12 protein-coding genes and 3 pseudogenes are annotated in these 15850 nt (G+C 58.2%); 7 read left to right on the forward strand and 8 right to left on the reverse strand.

From position 1 onward, the window contains the following. Positions 1–2: 2 nt before the first annotated feature. Positions 3–335: pseudogene (locus HJB83_RS03945) on the forward strand (SDR family NAD(P)-dependent oxidoreductase); the annotation flags it as partial. After that, positions 319–483, forward strand: a pseudogene (locus HJB83_RS34670) (IS5/IS1182 family transposase); the annotation flags it as partial. The pseudogenes HJB83_RS03945 and HJB83_RS34670, both read left to right, overlap by 17 nt. A 116-nt stretch (positions 484–599) precedes the next feature. Here the strand turns inward: HJB83_RS34670 and hpaR are convergent. The 5 genes from hpaR to HJB83_RS03975 all read right to left on the reverse strand — a co-directional run bounded on the left by hpaR (position 600) and on the right by HJB83_RS03975 (position 6506). Then, positions 600–1109: a homoprotocatechuate degradation operon regulator HpaR gene (gene hpaR / locus HJB83_RS03955; protein ID WP_207584425.1), complete on the reverse strand. Its 510-nt coding sequence runs from the start codon at positions 1107–1109 to the stop codon at positions 600–602. Positions 1110–1284: 175 nt separating this feature from the next. After that, positions 1285–2712: an arabinose isomerase gene (locus HJB83_RS03960; RefSeq protein ID WP_207584424.1), complete on the reverse strand. Its 1428-nt coding sequence runs from the start codon at positions 2710–2712 to the stop codon at positions 1285–1287. Positions 2713–2743: 31 nt separating this feature from the next. Then, positions 2744–3748, reverse strand: coding sequence for an ABC transporter permease (locus HJB83_RS03965; RefSeq protein ID WP_221131300.1), 1005 nt, complete (start codon positions 3746–3748; stop codon positions 2744–2746). Then, the gene (locus HJB83_RS03970) at positions 3745–5307 is read right to left on the reverse strand and encodes a sugar ABC transporter ATP-binding protein (RefSeq protein ID WP_259671281.1); all 1563 of its coding nucleotides are present in this window, start codon (positions 5305–5307) and stop codon (positions 3745–3747) included. The genes HJB83_RS03965 and HJB83_RS03970 overlap by 4 nt, the downstream gene beginning before the upstream one ends. Before the next feature lie 29 nt (positions 5308–5336). Continuing rightward, positions 5337–6506 carry a substrate-binding domain-containing protein gene (locus HJB83_RS03975; protein WP_207584421.1) on the reverse strand — a complete coding sequence of 390 codons (1170 nt, stop codon included), beginning with the start codon at positions 6504–6506 and terminating at the stop codon, positions 5337–5339. A 191-nt stretch (positions 6507–6697) separates the two neighbouring features. Here HJB83_RS03975 and HJB83_RS03980 point away from each other — a divergent pair, with 191 nt between their 5' ends. Both HJB83_RS03980 and rsgA read left to right on the forward strand, forming a co-directional pair. After that, on the forward strand, positions 6698–7564 hold the full coding sequence (locus HJB83_RS03980; protein ID WP_207584420.1) for an AraC family transcriptional regulator: 867 nt from the start codon (positions 6698–6700) through the stop codon (positions 7562–7564). 206 nt (positions 7565–7770) lie between these two features. Further along, positions 7771–8553, forward strand: a pseudogene (rsgA, locus tag HJB83_RS03985) (ribosome small subunit-dependent GTPase A); the annotation flags it as partial. 218 nt (positions 8554–8771) lie between these two features. On the opposite strand, the gene HJB83_RS03990 reads toward rsgA, so the two are convergent. After that, positions 8772–10199 carry an ISNCY family transposase gene (locus HJB83_RS03990; protein ID WP_221131302.1) on the reverse strand — a complete coding sequence of 476 codons (1428 nt, stop codon included), beginning with the start codon at positions 10197–10199 and terminating at the stop codon, positions 8772–8774. A 167-nt stretch (positions 10200–10366) separates the two neighbouring features. Here HJB83_RS03990 and HJB83_RS03995 point away from each other — a divergent pair, with 167 nt between their 5' ends. Next, on the forward strand, positions 10367–10555 hold the full coding sequence (locus HJB83_RS03995) for a hypothetical protein (protein WP_207584419.1): 189 nt from the start codon (positions 10367–10369) through the stop codon (positions 10553–10555). Positions 10556–10567: 12 nt separating this feature from the next. Here the strand turns inward: HJB83_RS03995 and HJB83_RS04000 are convergent, their stop codons facing one another. After that, a complete protein-coding gene (locus tag HJB83_RS04000) occupies positions 10568–11605 on the reverse strand; it encodes a class I SAM-dependent methyltransferase (RefSeq protein ID WP_221131303.1) in 1038 nt (345 codons plus the stop codon). 230 nt (positions 11606–11835) lie between these two features. Between HJB83_RS04000 and HJB83_RS04005 the strand changes: the two genes are divergently transcribed. After that, positions 11836–13782 carry a bifunctional diguanylate cyclase/phosphodiesterase gene (locus tag HJB83_RS04005; protein ID WP_221117637.1) on the forward strand — a complete coding sequence of 649 codons (1947 nt, stop codon included), beginning with the start codon at positions 11836–11838 and terminating at the stop codon, positions 13780–13782. Positions 13783–13960: 178 nt separating this feature from the next. Here the strand turns inward: HJB83_RS04005 and HJB83_RS04010 are convergent, their stop codons facing one another. Then, entirely contained in the window at positions 13961–14398 is a 438-nt protein-coding gene (locus HJB83_RS04010; protein WP_311044269.1) for a UTRA domain-containing protein, read from the reverse strand. Between the two features lie 25 nt (positions 14399–14423). Here HJB83_RS04010 and HJB83_RS04015 point away from each other — a divergent pair, with 25 nt between their 5' ends. Further along, a complete protein-coding gene (locus HJB83_RS04015) occupies positions 14424–15731 on the forward strand; it encodes a hypothetical protein (protein ID WP_259671282.1) in 1308 nt (435 codons plus the stop codon). Positions 15732–15850: the final 119 nt, after the last annotated feature.

Genomic DNA, 15850 nt, shown 5'->3' on the forward strand with positions numbered 1-15850 from the left:
GCATGCGTTTCAAGAACAAAACAGCCATAATCACCGGCGGCGGCACGGGCATCGGCGCGGCGGTTGCCCGCCGCATCCGGCAGGAAGGCGGCAATGTCACGCTCGTCGGGCGACGTCCCGAGCCGCTTCGGGCCGTCGCCGATGAAATCGGCGCGACCGTCGTTGCCGCCGACGCGGCCGATGGTGCGGCGATGAAGGCTGCCGTCGAGAAGGTCAACGAGACTTTCGGCGGGCTCGATATCCTGATTGCCAATGCCGGTGGCCACGGGGTCAGGCCGACGGTCAGCATGATGGATGAGACCTGGGATCTCGCCGTGATTGACCACCAAAATACTGGCTCTGACAGACGCCCTAGGAAATCTGGTTCGCTTCGAACTCCTGCCCGGCAACCGACACGACACAGTTGGTGTCGCGCCCCTCATTGACGGCATCGAATTTGGCGGGTTGCTGGCAGACAAGGCTTTCGACAGCAATTGTGCCCGATCGACGAGGCTGCGATTCTGCAATAGATCCAACTCTGCCTCCCAAACAGCGTTAGCATAATTGGAGACTGCTACAGTTCATACGGATCGTCAATTTTATTTAACATATTAATTAGTTCAGGTATCAGGCGCTTCTTCGAGCCTTAAAGCGGTGAGCTCTTCCAGCATGTCGAGAAGTCTCTCCATTCGCTCGGCTCCAAATCGCCTATCGATGTCAGCATACACCTTCAAGCTTTCCGGCATAACTTCTTCGACGATAGCCTGTCCTGCCGAAGTAATCTGTAACAGCACCCGTCGGCCGTCGTCGTCATCCCTATGTTTGGTAATGAAACCGCGCTCCTCAAGCGACCTGATCATCCGCGTCAGGCTCGGGGCGAGAATTGAGGCCTTATCTGCCACCTCGCTCGCATCCAACTTGTCCGCCTCGTACAGAACACGAATGACGCGCCACTGCTGTTCTGTCACATCATGCGCTGCCAGGATCGGCCGAAAATGGCTCATCACCCCTTCGCGAGCACGCAAAAGTGAAATTGCCAGAGAGCGGCGGGCGCGCTGCGGCTGAGTCGTCTCGTCGGACGAGGGTTCAGACGGAAGTTGAGTGTGGCTACCAGCTGTTTTTTGCTGCATTTTGGCGATCCGCTCGCATCAACATGCTGATTCCATTAACATGGTAACGACCAAACACAAGTCCTAACGTCTTTTCAACCACCCGAATGACGGGCTTCACCAACCTGGGACGAATTTGTTGCCGCAGGGCCTGCATTGAAGGCGGCCGTGAGGCCTCGCTCATCTCACCGTCACGCTAACATACCGCTACGAACTCAAGACCCAACAGCTTTCCCAGCTTTTCGATGCGCCCGGCAATATGCCCGACGCCGACGGCGCAGTGATGGGCCGGTCCTTGCGCATTCCACGCTTCGACAAAGCGCCGCGCTCCCAGCGGAAACTGATACCGGCTGTTGGTATTGCCGATTTCGAGGATCGGGCCTGCGACTGAGGCGCCCTCTGCGCAGAGCAGCTTGATCTTGCCGGCGCTCTCGACGACCGAAAGCAGCGTCACCGGTCCATGCTTGACAGACATCTCGACGCTGACGCCGAAGCCGACCTTGCCGTGGAAAACCTGCAGCGGGCGGATCTTGGTGCGCCCCTCGGCAATTCCGGTATGCCCGGGCCCGTCATGCCCCATCAGCACGACGTCTGCGGCGAAATCCATGGCATAGTATTCCGTGAACGAGCCGCCGACACCGAAGCTATCCATGATCTTCATGGCCTGAGCGTTCTTGATCTCGTACTCACCGGCAACCGGCACGCCATTGGCCGTCAGCATCGAACAGCCGACGATGACCGAGGTGATAATGTCCTCGTATTCGTTGCCGGGCTGAGATTCGTAATAATAGGCCAGCGACCCGAGCGATTTCTTGATCACCAGTCTTCGCAGCGCCACTGCGGTTTTTGCCGCACGCGCCAGCTCCTTGGGGTCGCAGTCGGGCTGCACATCGAATTCGGCTTTGATCGTCGCCAGACAGGCGAAGACATCCGCCTCGCTTACGTCATTGCGGAGCCGCGCCAGCTCGTCGATTTCCAGCACTTCGATATGTGTTCCGAAGGCTGCCGCTTGCGCGGTCAGATCCGAATAGATATCGAGCATGCCATTGTAGTAGCGGCCCATGACGCCGAGCCGATTATGCGCCATTACATGGGCGACGCGCGCAGCCTCGATCCAGTCGTTGATCTCCTCCTCGACGATCGGATCGCCGGTGAGAACGCCGGTCACCTGATGAAAGCTAATGCCCGCCCGGTGGAAGACATTGGCAATTTCCGGGACGGGGCAGGCCGAGCAATGCGCCAGCCAGTCGCCGGTCATCGCGGTGCGATCGCCGAGCGCGTTGAAGCTGGCATAGTCAATGGCTGCGGTCGGTTGCAGATTGAGAATGATCACCGGAACCTTTGCACGACGGACCACCGGCAGAACGGTCGACGAGAGGGCATAGGTGGTGATGTAGAGAAAGATTATGTCGACATCGGCCTGACGAAACTGATGGCCGGCTTCCAGCGCTTTTTCGGGCGTATCGATCAGCCCAAGGTTGACGACCTCGACGCCGGGGCGCGCAAGCTTTTCCTCGACGGTATCGACATAGCCGCGCAAACGCGTTTCAAGACCTTTGAATTGCGGCCAGTAGGCCTCCAGGCCGATGCCGAATAGGCCGGCCTTCAATGGGCGTTCAGACATTTGTATTTCTCCGATGCAATATGGAATGGCGTCAGCTTTGCAGGCGCACGCGCAATTGATCGAGGCCGACAGCCATCAAGAGAACGACGCCGCGGGTCACATCCTGCCAGAAGGAGGACACGTTCATCAGCGTCAGACCGTTATTGAGTGTGCCGAGAATGAGGACTGCGATCAGCGTGCCCCAGACGCTGCCGCGTCCGCCAAACAGGCTGGTGCCTCCAAGGATGATGGCAGCAATGATGGTCAGCAGATGCTGTCCGGCGGCATTCGGTGCTGCAGCGCCAAGCATTGCGGCAAGGATGATGCCGGCCGCAGCGCCTGAAAGTCCGGAGACGATATAGAGCACCATCTGGGTCCGCTCGACGGGCACGCCGAGCAAGCTGCTAGCCTCTGGATTGCCGCCGGTCGCATAGACGAAGCGTCCGAACGGTGTCTTCGACAGGATTAGCCACAGCGCGACGAACACGAGCAGCATCAGGATGATCGGAAACGAGATGCCGAACAGGCGGCCGGATCCGAGCCAGTTGAAGGCTGGAATGAAGAGGGGCTTCGACAGGCCGCCGGTCATGACCATGGAGAGACCGGAAAATATGCTCATCGTCCCGAGCGTGGCGATGAGGGGATTGAGCTTCAGCCGAGTGACGATAAATCCGTTTAGTACGCCAACCGCGCAGCCAATAACAAGCGCCGTGAGGCAGCCAGCCCAGATATTGATGCCGTTGGCATGCATCAGCGCCACGATGACGCCGGCAAGACCGGCAACGGCGGCAACCGACAGGTCGAGTCCGCCGCCGATGATCAGCGGCGTACCGGCGGCAGCCATCAAGCCGATGAAGGCCATGTTGGTGCCGATGTTGGACAGGTTGCTCAGCGTCAGGAAATAGGGCGAGAGAAGCGAGAACGCGGCCAGAAGCAGGATGTAGAACACCAGGAGGAGCACGATGCCGGCGGCCGGGCGGCCGAGAAAGTCGGTCAGCGAACTTGGCTGCTTCTTCGAAACACCTGGCGCTGCGGGAATGGAGGACGACTTGCTCATGATTTCTCCGGTTCATTCGTATCGCGGACGGCAGGCCGAAGCTCGGCTGCGCGCATCAGGTCCGTCGCGGTCGCATCCTGTCCAAGCTCGGCCACGACCTTTCCATCCTCCAGAACGAGGCTGCGATCGGCGAGCCCCGCCACCTCTTCCGCGTCGGAGGAGACGATCAGGATCGCAAGTCCCGCTTCCGCCAGGCGGCGGATTTCCGCGTAAATCTCGCGCCGGGCGCCAAGATCGACGCCACGTGTCGGCTCTTCGAGGATCAGGAAACTGGGGCTTCCGAGCAACCAGCGGGCCAGGCAGATCTTCTGCTGGTTGCCGCCGGACAAAAGGCGGATCTCCTGATCCGGGCCAGATGTCTTGACCCGCAAGGTTTTGATCCAGTCGCTGGTACTCGCGTCTTCGCGCTTCTGATCGACGACGCCGGATTGCGTGAAAAGGCTGAGATAGGGCAGCGTGGTGTTGGTGCGCACCGACAGATTGCCGATCAGCCCCTGACGCTTGCGCTCGGCGGCGACAAAGCCGATACCCGCGCGTACGCTCTTTCGCGGCCCGGACAGGCCGATGTCGATATCGTTCAGCCGGACGGCTTTGGCACGCGCGGCAGACTCGGCGCCGTAGATGGCAGGGCCGATCTTTTCGGCGCCGGAACCGATCAGGCCGAAAACACCAAATACCTCACCGCGCCGCACGGAAAGCGACACGCCGTTAAGCCACCCGGGAAGAGACAGGCTCTCGACGGACAGGACGATCTTGGCATCCGAACGCGCTGCTGATTTGGCCGGATAGAGGTCGCCGAGATCGCTGCCGAGCATTGCCGTCAGCACCTCGTCGCGACAGGTCTCCGCCGTCTTGAACGCGCCACGAACCTCGCCGTCGCGCAACACGACGATACGGTCGCTGAGCCGGAAGACCTCGTCCAGATAATGCGAAATATAGATGATGGTGACACCCTGGGCTTTCAGCGCCTCGATCACCTCGAATAGATTGTTGGCGTCAGCCTCGCCCAGCGATGCCGTCGGCTCGTCCATGATAAGGATCTGCGCCTTGCCGGAAAGCGCGCGGGCGATTTCGACAATTCGCTGTTCGGACAAAGGCAGCGAGCCCATGCGCCGACCGGTCGCGACATGATCGAGCCGCAATCGCTTGAGCAGCGTCTCCGCCTGTCCGTCCATTGCCGGCCGGTCGATCATGGGAATGCCCGCAAACCTCCGCTTCGGCATGAAGCCAAGCGCGATGTTTTCAGCGACAGACAGGTCCGGATGCACCGAAAGCTCCTGCGGCATCAGCCGGATGCCGGCCGCAATCGCATCCTGTGGGGTGGCGATCGTCGTGATTTTGTCGTCGATTCGGATTTGTCCGCTGTCCAGCGTGTAGACGCCTGACAAAATTTTCATAAGCGTCGACTTGCCGGCCCCATTGGCACCGAGAAGTGCAACGATTTCGCCCGCATGGGCCGCAAGGGACACGTTCTTCAAAACCGTCACGCCAGCAAACGCTTTCGTGACATTGGCGATCTGGAGCCGCTGATTGCGGCTCCCTTCAGTTCTCTCGTCCATCACGTGACGCTCCCTTGACGGCATCCCTCTTACTGCTGAGGGAGAATTGCCTCGTAGCCTTTCAGCCAGTCCTGCTTCTTCAGGTCTGCGAGGTAACTTGCGAATTCCGTTTCCGGAAACACGTACGCATCAGCCTCGCCGACGCATTGAAATTCCTTGTAGAACTGGCAGATATTGGACTTGGTGACCATCTGGTGGGTGACGAACGTCGCCTCCGGGACGGGTTTTCCGGCAAGGGCCGAGAGCGCGATCGGGATCAGGTAGTTTCCGTAGCTGCCGGGGAACGAACCGGTAGCGGCAACCAGGTTCGGATCGGTGGCAAGCGCCTCGGCCTCGTCTGCCCCGTTGCCGACCGCAATCGCCTGATCGGCGCGGCCCGCAGCCCGCACGGCCTGCAGCATCCCCATCGTCGCTTGGTCATTGATGGCGATGAGCAGAATTGGCACGCCCGGCGGAATGCGGCCGATGACGTTGTTCATCTGCGCAAAGGATTCCTGCAGCGTGTTCTTGGTATCGATTTCGATGATGTGATCGGCCGGGAAGTCCTTGGTCAGCGCCAGGAAACCGGCCCGCTGGCCTTCCGTGCGCATGCGCGGGATGACGCCCGATTGCGGCAGGGCGCCGATGACCAGATAGCCGGTCTTGACGGCATCGACGCCAAATTTCTTCTGCGCCGCCGTTGCCAGATAGGACCCGCCCATAAACCCGGACTTCGGATTGTTGACGCCAAAGAAGCTCGCGCCCGGCATCGGAATGTCGATTGCCGTCACCTTCGTGCCGTCCGCTTTGAAGACGTCCATTACGGTCTGGCCGAAATTGGCATCGGTCTGGAATTCGATGACGTAGTCAACCTTGCGCTCGGCAAACGATTTGGCATTGGCCAGCGCCGTCGGCCCGTCGAGACGGTTATCCGCGATCAGGAGTTCGACGCCTGCGGCATCCGCATTCTGCTGAATGCCTTTTTCGACAAGTACGCCGAAGGAAATATCGCGCTGCAGATTGGCAAAACCGATGCTGTAGGTCTTGCCGTTTTTCGGCGGGGTGATTTTGGCGGCATCTGCCGCCATCGCCTTCAGATTATCGGCCGACAGCATGTTGCCGCCGAATTTTAGCGGATCGAACCCGTGGAAATCCTCGGCATAGGCAGCAGAAGCCGCAAGGCAAGCGGCCACCACCAGCAGTCTGGCTTGATGTTTCATGTCTCTCTCCTCCCGGCCCCTGCCCTCCCTGGCAACGGCAGCGCTGATGATCTCAGCGCAGATGTTCAGGTCATCCGAAAACTGACCTTACCTATTGACGTTAACACCAAGCATTCTCGTTGACACGACAGCATATTCCGCAAAAATGATCTTTTGCATACAAAATATGATCCTCAGGCGCAGCAAGGAACATGCAGAACTATTTCGTTTACATGCCAGACAATCGTCTTTGCGCCGCCTGGGGATGCACGGCCGTTTCTACCGGCTATACAGAAATCGCGCCCCATTCCGACTACCCACCGAGCCGTCATCCGGACGATCATCATTTCAGTTGGTCGCGCGGCCGTATCCTGAACGCCTACCAGGTGGTGCGCATTAGCGCCGGAAGCGGACGGTTGGAATTTGGGCATGAACGTCGACAGGTCACGATCGCCGGAGGCTCGATTTTCCTGCTCTTTCCAGGGGTATGGCACCGGTTTGCCCCCGATCGTCGCACGGGGTGGGTCGAGCACTGGATCGAATGTCGGGGAAGTGCTTTCGACTTTGCCTGCGATGCAGGCCTGCTGCAACCGGAGCGGCCAGTTCATCAGAGCAGCGCGGAAGTTTCCGATGTTTTCGCCTCGATCCACGCGCTGGCGCAGGACGATACCTTGCGCAATCAGCCGCTGATTTCGACCTTAGGCCTCCAACTGCTTGCTCTCTTATGCCGGCCCACCGACATCAGCAGCAACGCATCAGGCAGGCTTGTCGATCGCGCGCGTATGACCTTGATGGAGCGTTGCGGCCATGCGCTTTCTGTCGAGCAACTCGCCGAGGAGCTAGGCGTCAGCTATCCCTACTTCCGGCGCCTGTTCCGGGAGCAGACCGGCATGTCGGCCAAGCAATATCAAATGACCGTGCGCATTCAGCGGGCTGGAGATTTTTTAGTAAACACCGACAAATCGATCAAGGAGATCGCCGGTATTCTCGGTTTTCATTCGGCGTTTCACTTTTCGACTCAGTTTCGTCAACTGATGGGCGCAAGTCCGACGGATTTCAGGGCGACGAGCCACCGGTAAGCTTGCCACGCTTTGGGTTTCCGATGCCGTTATCTTCTTCAGCCGGACAGCAAAGGGTTTCGTCGCAAATTTTTCCGGTCATTTGCAACCTGATTTATGATGGCATAGACCCGGGGTGAAGATGCACCGGCGGGTTGAGTTCTCGGTCATGGTCGATTTCAAGGGCAGCCACTATTCGAGAGACGTGATTTTGTATTCGGTGTTTTTCCGATCCCCGGTCCGACATGCTTGTCACCAGGCTCGAGCGAAAAACCGTGTTTCGGCGACGCCCGGAAGTCGGACGTGGCCAACAACTTGTTGCTGCCAACGTCGATACACTGTTGATCGTGACGTCGTGCAACGCCGACTTCAATACTGACCGGCTAGAACGTTACCTGATCATGGCCAACCAGGCAGGAAGCAAAGCGGTGATCGTGTTGACGAAGGCTGACACTGTGGACGACGTTAGCCTATTTCAGGCCAAAGCCGAGGCTTTGCAGCGTGACCTACCTGCCGTTGCAAGCTCTTTTTTGAGTTCCTGGTGCGGCGTTGGCCAAACGATTGCCCTGGTGGGATCTTCCGGCGTTGGAAAATCGACGCTGGTGAACACGCTGACCGGACCTGCATCTGACTCAGTGCAGAAAACCGGGACTATTCGCGAATATGACGCCCAAGGCCGTCACACCACAACGGCGCGATCGCTGCATGCTATTCCAGGCGGCGGCTGGGTCATAGATAATCCAGGAATAAGAACACTTTACCTCAGTGATGTGACCGACGGGATCGATACGCTTTTTGCCGACATAACGGAACTGGCACTGCTTTGCCGATTTCGCGATTGTACCCATGCGCATGAACCGGGCTGCGCAGTTCAGGGCGCTGTCAAAAGCGGCACTTTGGCCGACCACCGCCTCGAACGGTGGCGAAGCCTTGTGGCTGAAAACGGCGATAGAACACCAGTCCTCAGCGGACCACGCGGCAACAAGATCGTTCGCAAAAAGAAATATTGAAGGTCTGCACGGCTTCAAACGATACGAACCAACGACCACGATCTTTGGACGTCGGTCTGTCAAAGCTGGTTAGAGCCGCGACGGTTCCAGCCAATTAGAAACGCGACACTTGTTCCTCGGATCAGCCCCCGATCCGACCGGCTGGGCCGGGTTGCTAGGGAGGAGCGGGGGCGGATGAGATGCCTTCGGCTTTAGCTTTGAGATATGCTCGCCACCATTCATTCTGCAGCTTCCATACGAGCCAGAGCTTTCTGTCGCTTAGCAATCACGTCCGGATCGCTCATGAAATCCTTCCTTTTACCCGGCTTGCGCCCGCGCTTCTGATATCCGTTGCTCGTGCTGCCGTCGCGAATGCCAAACATATGATCTGTCTGTCCAGTGCGACGAGGGCCGCTTTTGCTGCGCTGCTGGTCCCGCCCTGCCTGCTGTTCTATGATGACCGAGAGCACGTCATCCAGACGCTTGTTCTCGACAACAACTGACCGATGAACCGAGCGCAAGGTGTCAAAGGTTCTATAAGGTAGGACGTAACTCTCATGCATGATCTCGAGGCGTCCATCCGGATAGTCGCAAACCACGACCTTCTTGCCTGCCAAGGGCCTGGAGACGGCACTGGGTTCGAGAACGAAGAGGACTTTGTCATAGCGCAGTGTCAGGGATTGCGACAGCGTGCGAGCTTCTTTCCTACACATGGCGCCGTCAAGGTTCTCATGATCGGCAAGCGGCCGGTGCATGTCCTTCGGATTGCGCGGCGATTTGCCGAAGCGGGAATTGAAATCCGCAATGAATTCTGATGCATAGGCGTTGGCAGCCTCGATCGTGTCGATACTGCGAAGCCGCAACTCCTTCACCAGCCGATCCTGCAGCGTCTGGTTGGCGCGTTCCACGCGGCCTTTGGCTTGCGGAGTGTTGGCGCAGATGATGTCGATGTTCAGCTCATAGAGCGCACGTCCAAACTGCGTTAGCCCGCTCGTCCGGTCTTTCTCCGATGCATTAGTCGAGCGAAAGACGCTGTGCTTGTCGCTGTAGAACGCCAGTGGTTTACCCCATTGCTGCAGATACGCCTTCGTCGCATGCAGATAGTCGAACGTGTTCTCTGATCCGGCGAACCGCAGATGCAGCAGCTTGCCGGTAGCATCATCGATGTAGACGAGCAGGGCGCATTTAGGACCGCGGTTCTCAAACCACCAGTGATGCGATCCATCGATCTGAACCAGCTCCCCGAAACAATCGCGCCGGCCGCGCGGCTGGAAAACCCGCTTCTTGCGCTCACGCCGCGAGATCCAGATGCCGGCCTCTGTCATCCATTGCCGCAGCGTCTCCTTGGCGACCGAAATATGATGCAGTTCGATCAGCTTCTCGCGAGCCAGCGTCGGACCGAAATCCAGATAGCGTTCGCGGATGAGATCCAGCGCCGCATTGCGAAACTCCTCGCTATGGCGCCGATTGCTTGGTCTCGATCGCTTCTTCGAAACCAGGCCGGCCGCACCGGCATGGTCATACGCCTGCAGCAGCCTGTGCATCTGACTTCGGCTAAGGCCCAGCAGTTCGGCGGCCTGGACAACGCTAAGGCGCCGATCGCGGATCTTCTGGACAACTTCGAGGCGATGCAATTCTTTCTGCGACATGGTGATCATAAAGGACATGACGACTCCGACCGCTCCTGGTCTCGACCAGGCTGAAGATCGTCATCCTTGCTCCCAACGTTGGCATTAACCAGTGCACCAAGAGGCAAGATTGTCGCATCTCTAACTGGCCCAACTGTCGCATTACTAAATAGCCGCTACAAGTGTCGGTGGCGTAAGAGGTATTTATGGAACTGGAACATGCAGCAGGCGCGAACGAGCGGGTTTACTTCGGCCGGATGATTGGCATCACGCCAGAAAAAGAAGATAATCGCTCATGCAGCTCAATCGAGCGCACTGCCGAGGAGGGCGTAAAACTCCGGGAGTTTGTCTCGCTCGTCATCGAGGCTCATGCACATCTCCCGTCAGAGCGGTGACATGCGTGCGGTTTAGGGCTGCTTTTCAATTTCACAATAGACAACGCTCCGATTCGAGCCGGGCCAAACAGACACCTTCAGATCCGCCCCAGCCGCGCTTTCACTGGCGATCAAGCCCATCTCGCGTTCTGACCGCAACAGCAGTTCCCAGTTCATAAATGTCTCCATATAGCCATCGACGTCCGTCTCCGGGGAGAAGTTGGCGAACAGGAATGTGCCGCCGGGCTTGAGCATGCTGACGCACTTCTTGGTCAGCTTTACGGCTACGGCATCCGGCAAATAGTCATAAAGACCCGCGGCATAGACGAAATCGAACATTCCCAGCGCATGCCTTCCACCGAGCAAGGATTTGACCGACCCGTTGATTGACTCGACGGACGTGCCGGCGAAATCGCGGGCTACGGTTCCAACGCTCATCGGGTCCTGATCCAAAGCCACCCAGCGTTTGATCGCGCCGGCGCCGAGAGCGCGCGACAAAGGCCCCTCGCGAAGATGGCCCGACGCGATGGCCAAGACTTCGGCGGAACCGGGCCGAGCCGAAGCGATTTCGTCTACTCTGCGCGCCAGAATGTCCCGGCGCTCCCTTACCGCGACGGATGACGAAGCATTTCGAGTGTAGGCATAGATTGAACGTCCCAAGGTGCTCGATGATGCGACGGCGTCCTCGATCTCGGGCCTGCCGTAGATGAAGTCGAGAAGACGTGCGTCGCCAGAATAGCCGCGGGGTTTTTCAAACGACCAGCGGGTCAACGGATCCTGATTTAGATAGTGAGCAACTGGATGAGATTGCGCGATAGGAACGATGATATCCCACACCTCTGGATGAACGCGACGCCGTAACCGATGCAAGGCGTCGGTAAGACGCTCGATTATCGCACTTGCCTCGACGCCGGATTTGAACTGACGGATCGACACGTCAAGGCTGACAGCAAGGTCGGCTTTGGCAACTGTAAAGTCGCAGGGATTTGGCGCAGCAAACCTCCTTGTTGCCTGACGAATTTCACCCGGCGCAACAAGACTTTCACCGTCCAAGACAAGACTTCGTGCCATTTCGAGACTCCCTTGACCTCGCGTTAAGCATAATCACCCTCGAAATTAGATGCGACTAGAATCTGCACGGGATAAGGGTATTTCTACTGTTGCGGGTGGGAACCTGCTCCTCTACGAATGTTAAGTAATAAGACAAACCGGTTGCAGGTTGCCGAACGTAATTTTGGAGGGCGCCCAAGCATGGCTTACTTTTTACGCTCGTTAGCTCGCTGTCGGGCTGGTGTTGTTGAATGATCGCGGCTTACGCTAATGTTCAGCGCGACGAATCAACCGCCAGCTTTTCATTCGCCGAGGCTCGTAACTCTCTGGAAATTGAGAATGATACTGTCCGAAGGCGAAGCTCACGGCATGGCCTTTGGATCGCGGTTGCCGTTTATGTGGCCTTCGCACTTCCCGACCGATGGCTCATCCCCGATGTTGCGCCTGTGACGATCGCCGCGCGATTCGTTGTTGCAACGATCGCGCTGCTGGCTTTCGAAGCCTTGCGACTGGCAAAAGCGAAAACCGTCTGGCTGGACATCACATGCGCCTCTGCATTGCTTGTGGGCTATGTGGGCTGGCTTTACCCGGCGATCGGCACCCGCGATGTCACTGCCATGTCATACTACATGATATTTGGCGCCATCTTCATGATGGGCGCCAACCTCTTTTTCAGTTTTCCGTTTCGGCTCTCCGTGATCACCTCCAGCTTCGTTCTCGGCGCATTTTTTGTTACCATCGAGGAGTTCTTTCCTTCAGGCCAAACCTACAAGCTTGCCTTCGGGATGTTCTACATTTCGTGCTTTGTCTTCACGTCTTTCGTCAATTGGCGATTGAACGTGGAGCGTCGAAACGTGTTGCTGAACGCGGCAGAGGCTCGCTACCAGCACTGGGAAGCGTCCGAGCGTGGAAGATCACTGCTCGAGCTTTCAAATACCGATTACCTGACAGGCATAAGCAACCGACGCGCGCTGGATCGGCGACTCGACGAATGCTGGGCCATCTGGAAAGACGAGCGCCGCGACTTCGTCGTCTTCCTGATCGACGTCGATTTTTTCAAACGCTTCAATGACCGCTACGGGCATCAGGAAGGAGACCGATGCCTGACTGTCATCGCCAATGCGCTGAAGGCGGTTGTGGAGTCGTCCGGCGGCATGATCGGCAGGTATGGCGGCGAGGAGTTTATCGTGGTCTTGCCGGTTGAAACTCCTAAGATCGCGATGAGCCTGGCCGAAAAGATCAGAATGGAAGTCGAGTTTCTTGCGATTGCTCACGACGGGCGACCAGATGATAGCCCGATCGTAACCGTCAGCATTGGCGTCGCGTTCACTCGCGAGAAAGTTGGAGAGAAAGTCGAACGAATAGTGCGTGAGGCCGATCTTGCTCTCTACAATGCCAAAGCAAGTGGCCGAAATTGCATTCGCAGGTTTGATCCGTTGTTGCCTCGCCCCGACGACAATGCTGGTAAACTCGTCCCGCTGCTGACGGCCGCCATTGATCGCAAACTGGTCTCGCTCGTTTACCAACCGATCTTCGATGTGACCAACGAGAAAGCAAGAGCTGTCGAGGCTTTGATGCGCCTTAGGATGCCGGACGGCACCGCGGTTTCGCCGAAGACTTTCATTCCGGTTGCAGAACGGACGGGCGCTATCCTCGAATTGGGTAAGTGGGCGATCGAGACGGCATGCCGTGACATACTGATGACCGATCGCATGGCGACCGTCAGCGTCAACGTGTCGCCCATACAACTACGTTCCCCCGGCTTTGCTGCGAGTGTCGCTGATATTCTTGCCCGGTGCGGGGTCTGCGGGTCGCGACTGGCCTTAGAAGTCACCGAGGGCCTGGACATGGATATGCAGTCGGAGGTGCTCAAATGCATTGCAGATCTGCGGGCTCTCGGCGTCGAGATCTGGCTTGACGATTTCGGCTCCGGCTTCGCAGGCCTCTCTTGGCTGAGGGCGATCGAGTTTCAGACGGTCAAGGTCGATCGCACCTTCCTGCACGACTGCTCCAACCCGCGCGGGTTGACGATGCTTCAGGACATGATTGCTCTCATCCGCAATCGTGGGAATACGATCCTGGTGGAAGGCGTCGAAACTGCAGCACAATTGTCGCTGCTCAAGGATCTTCGCATTGACCGCGTCCAGGGCTTTCATATGGGGATGCCGGTTAGCGCTGAACTTCTAAGCGCGGCATAACTGGATCTCAAGGCTTCCAGAAGAACGTTGATTGCAGACGCGACGTCGCCCGCGATCTTGGGCCTGAACCGGCCCACGGCGCCGGAGGCACTTAGAAATTCTTTAGATGAAAGCGCACTGAACGCCTGAATTCCCGATCCGCGCTCGCAAGCGATCTTCGTTTCTTGAGGTGGTCGACTTAGACGGACATTCGATTACCGAGGAAAAATTTGTATCGCTCGGGTCGGATGAAGAATTCCGACCACTCGGCGCAGGCGCCATGATCGAAATATGAGGTTCGTTCAAGGACGAGCAAGACCGCATGTGCAGCAGTACCGATAAAGGACGATATTTGCGGCGGGACGGCGCGCGCGCCTATCGCGATCTCGGCGGAGGCAATATCGGCGCCTGCTTTCTCTTTAAGGAGGGCATAGGTCGGCCGTTGTTCGGCCGTTTCCAAAGCCAGCTCGGACATGACGGCGGGCAGGAGGCTCCGACCCAAGGCAATGGGCTCGTCATCCACCATGTGAAGACGCTCCAACAGCGCGCATTTTGCTCCGAACAACGGGACAAACGCCGACGGTGTGTCAATCGCCGTCAGTGCGACGATCCGCATCGTGGCATCGAAACCCTGCACTTTCAGCGACTCGTGGGACGCTGCCGTGGAGACTATCCATAGCCTCAACGAGCCCGGCCGCTTCGTCTGTTATCCGGGCACCGAATGGTGCGGCAACTCGGCAGCCGGCGGCGACCGCAACGTCGTCTTCCTTCGTGATGGCAAACCCTTCGATCAAGAGGGGCGGTCCCTTCGCTCTTTCGAATGGAATGAGACGACGGCCGGAACAATCCGACCCGGCATCTGGCCTGTAGAGCGGCTCCATACCGCCTATGAGGACGATCCAAAGGGCCATTTGCTGATCCCACATGTGGGCGGCCGGCGCTGCATTCTGGATTGGAACCATCCCGAGCTGGAGCGGCTGATCGAGATTGGGTCCGCCTGGGGACAATTCCATTGGCTCTACACCGAGGCGCTCGCGCGCGGATACAGGGTCGGAGCTTCCGCGGCGAGTGACGAGCACCAGGGCCGATGGGGTGGCGGCGCACCGGCAACCGGCACCTTCGGGTCGCGCGGCGGTCTGACCGGCGTCATCGCCGACCGCTTCGACCGTGCCGGCGTCGGCAGCGCACTCAGGGCACGGCGCACCTTCGTCACGACCGGTGAACGCAGTTTTGCTGTTCTGTCGCAAGGACGGCATTTCATGGGCGAGGTGTTCCATGCCGAACCGGAAAAGCCGCTGGCCTACCGCCTGCTCGGCCAGGTCGGCTGGGAAGAGGTTCAGCTTTATGACGGCGATCGCCTCGTGTGGAGCCGCGACCTGCATGTGGAGGCGGGTCTCAGCCAACGCAGCGTCCGGGTCCGTTTCGGCGGTGCGCGGATCAAGGACCGCTATCGGGCCGCCTATTGGAGCGGCGAGGTTGCTGTGATCGGCGCGGGGCTTCTTGATGCGCACGGAGTTGGCTTTGACCACCCTGAACAAAGCGTATGGCGTACCGGACTCGGCAAACTCCGCTTTAGAACGGCAACACATGGCGATGTCGACGGGATCGAGCTCAAGCTTTCCGACCTAAACGATGCTCACATCACGATTGCCGCGGACCTTCATGGTTACAGCAAGATCGGCGACCCGCTGCAGCCGCCACCGCATGTGCATGCCCCGGAAGCAAGACTAGAGGTAAATGGGAAGGATCTCCTTGCGAAGGGCTCGGTCACACTCGATCTACCAGGCGTCGAGCTGCGCCTTATCGTGGAAAGGGTGACAGACCAACCGCTACCGAGAGATCTTGCGGGTGAGATATTGCTGCGCGAACTGAAGCTCGATCCGGAACGCGAACATCCATTGTTCATCACGGCGCGCCAGCGTGACCAATCCCGAATTTGGACGTCTCCGTTGTTCTTGAAGCCTCGGTAGTTAATGCTCCTACAACAGGATGATTTTTGGCCGGATCGGCCTAAAATCTGAATCCTGTTCTACATCAAGGAGTTAGGCGCGACGATTGAGTCGCAGCTTGGGCGGCCCTTAGCCTGTCG

The sequence above is a fragment of the Rhizobium sp. NZLR11 genome, from assembly GCF_019685115.1.
GTDB lineage: Bacteria > Pseudomonadota > Alphaproteobacteria > Rhizobiales > Rhizobiaceae > Rhizobium.

Excerpts from the sequence above, each read along its gene's own strand:
- HJB83_RS03970 (WP_259671281.1), bottom strand. The coding sequence starts at position 5,307 with ATGGACGAGAGAACTGAAGGGAGCCGCAATCAGCGGCTCCAGATCGCC.
- HJB83_RS03960 (WP_207584424.1), bottom strand. The coding sequence starts at position 2,712 with ATGTCTGAACGCCCATTGAAGGCCGGCCTATTCGGCATCGGCCTGGAG.
- HJB83_RS04005 (WP_221117637.1), top strand. The coding sequence starts at position 11,836 with ATGATCGCGGCTTACGCTAATGTTCAGCGCGACGAATCAACCGCCAGC.
- hpaR (WP_207584425.1), bottom strand. The coding sequence starts at position 1,109 with ATGCAGCAAAAAACAGCTGGTAGCCACACTCAACTTCCGTCTGAACCC.
- HJB83_RS03975 (WP_207584421.1), bottom strand. The coding sequence starts at position 6,506 with ATGAAACATCAAGCCAGACTGCTGGTGGTGGCCGCTTGCCTTGCGGCT.
- HJB83_RS03965 (WP_221131300.1), bottom strand. The coding sequence starts at position 3,748 with ATGAGCAAGTCGTCCTCCATTCCCGCAGCGCCAGGTGTTTCGAAGAAG.
- HJB83_RS03990 (WP_221131302.1), bottom strand. The coding sequence starts at position 10,199 with ATGTCCTTTATGATCACCATGTCGCAGAAAGAATTGCATCGCCTCGAA.
- HJB83_RS03980 (WP_207584420.1), top strand. The coding sequence starts at position 6,698 with ATGCAGAACTATTTCGTTTACATGCCAGACAATCGTCTTTGCGCCGCC.
- HJB83_RS03995 (WP_207584419.1), top strand. The coding sequence starts at position 10,367 with ATGGAACTGGAACATGCAGCAGGCGCGAACGAGCGGGTTTACTTCGGC.
- HJB83_RS04000 (WP_221131303.1), bottom strand. The coding sequence starts at position 11,605 with ATGGCACGAAGTCTTGTCTTGGACGGTGAAAGTCTTGTTGCGCCGGGT.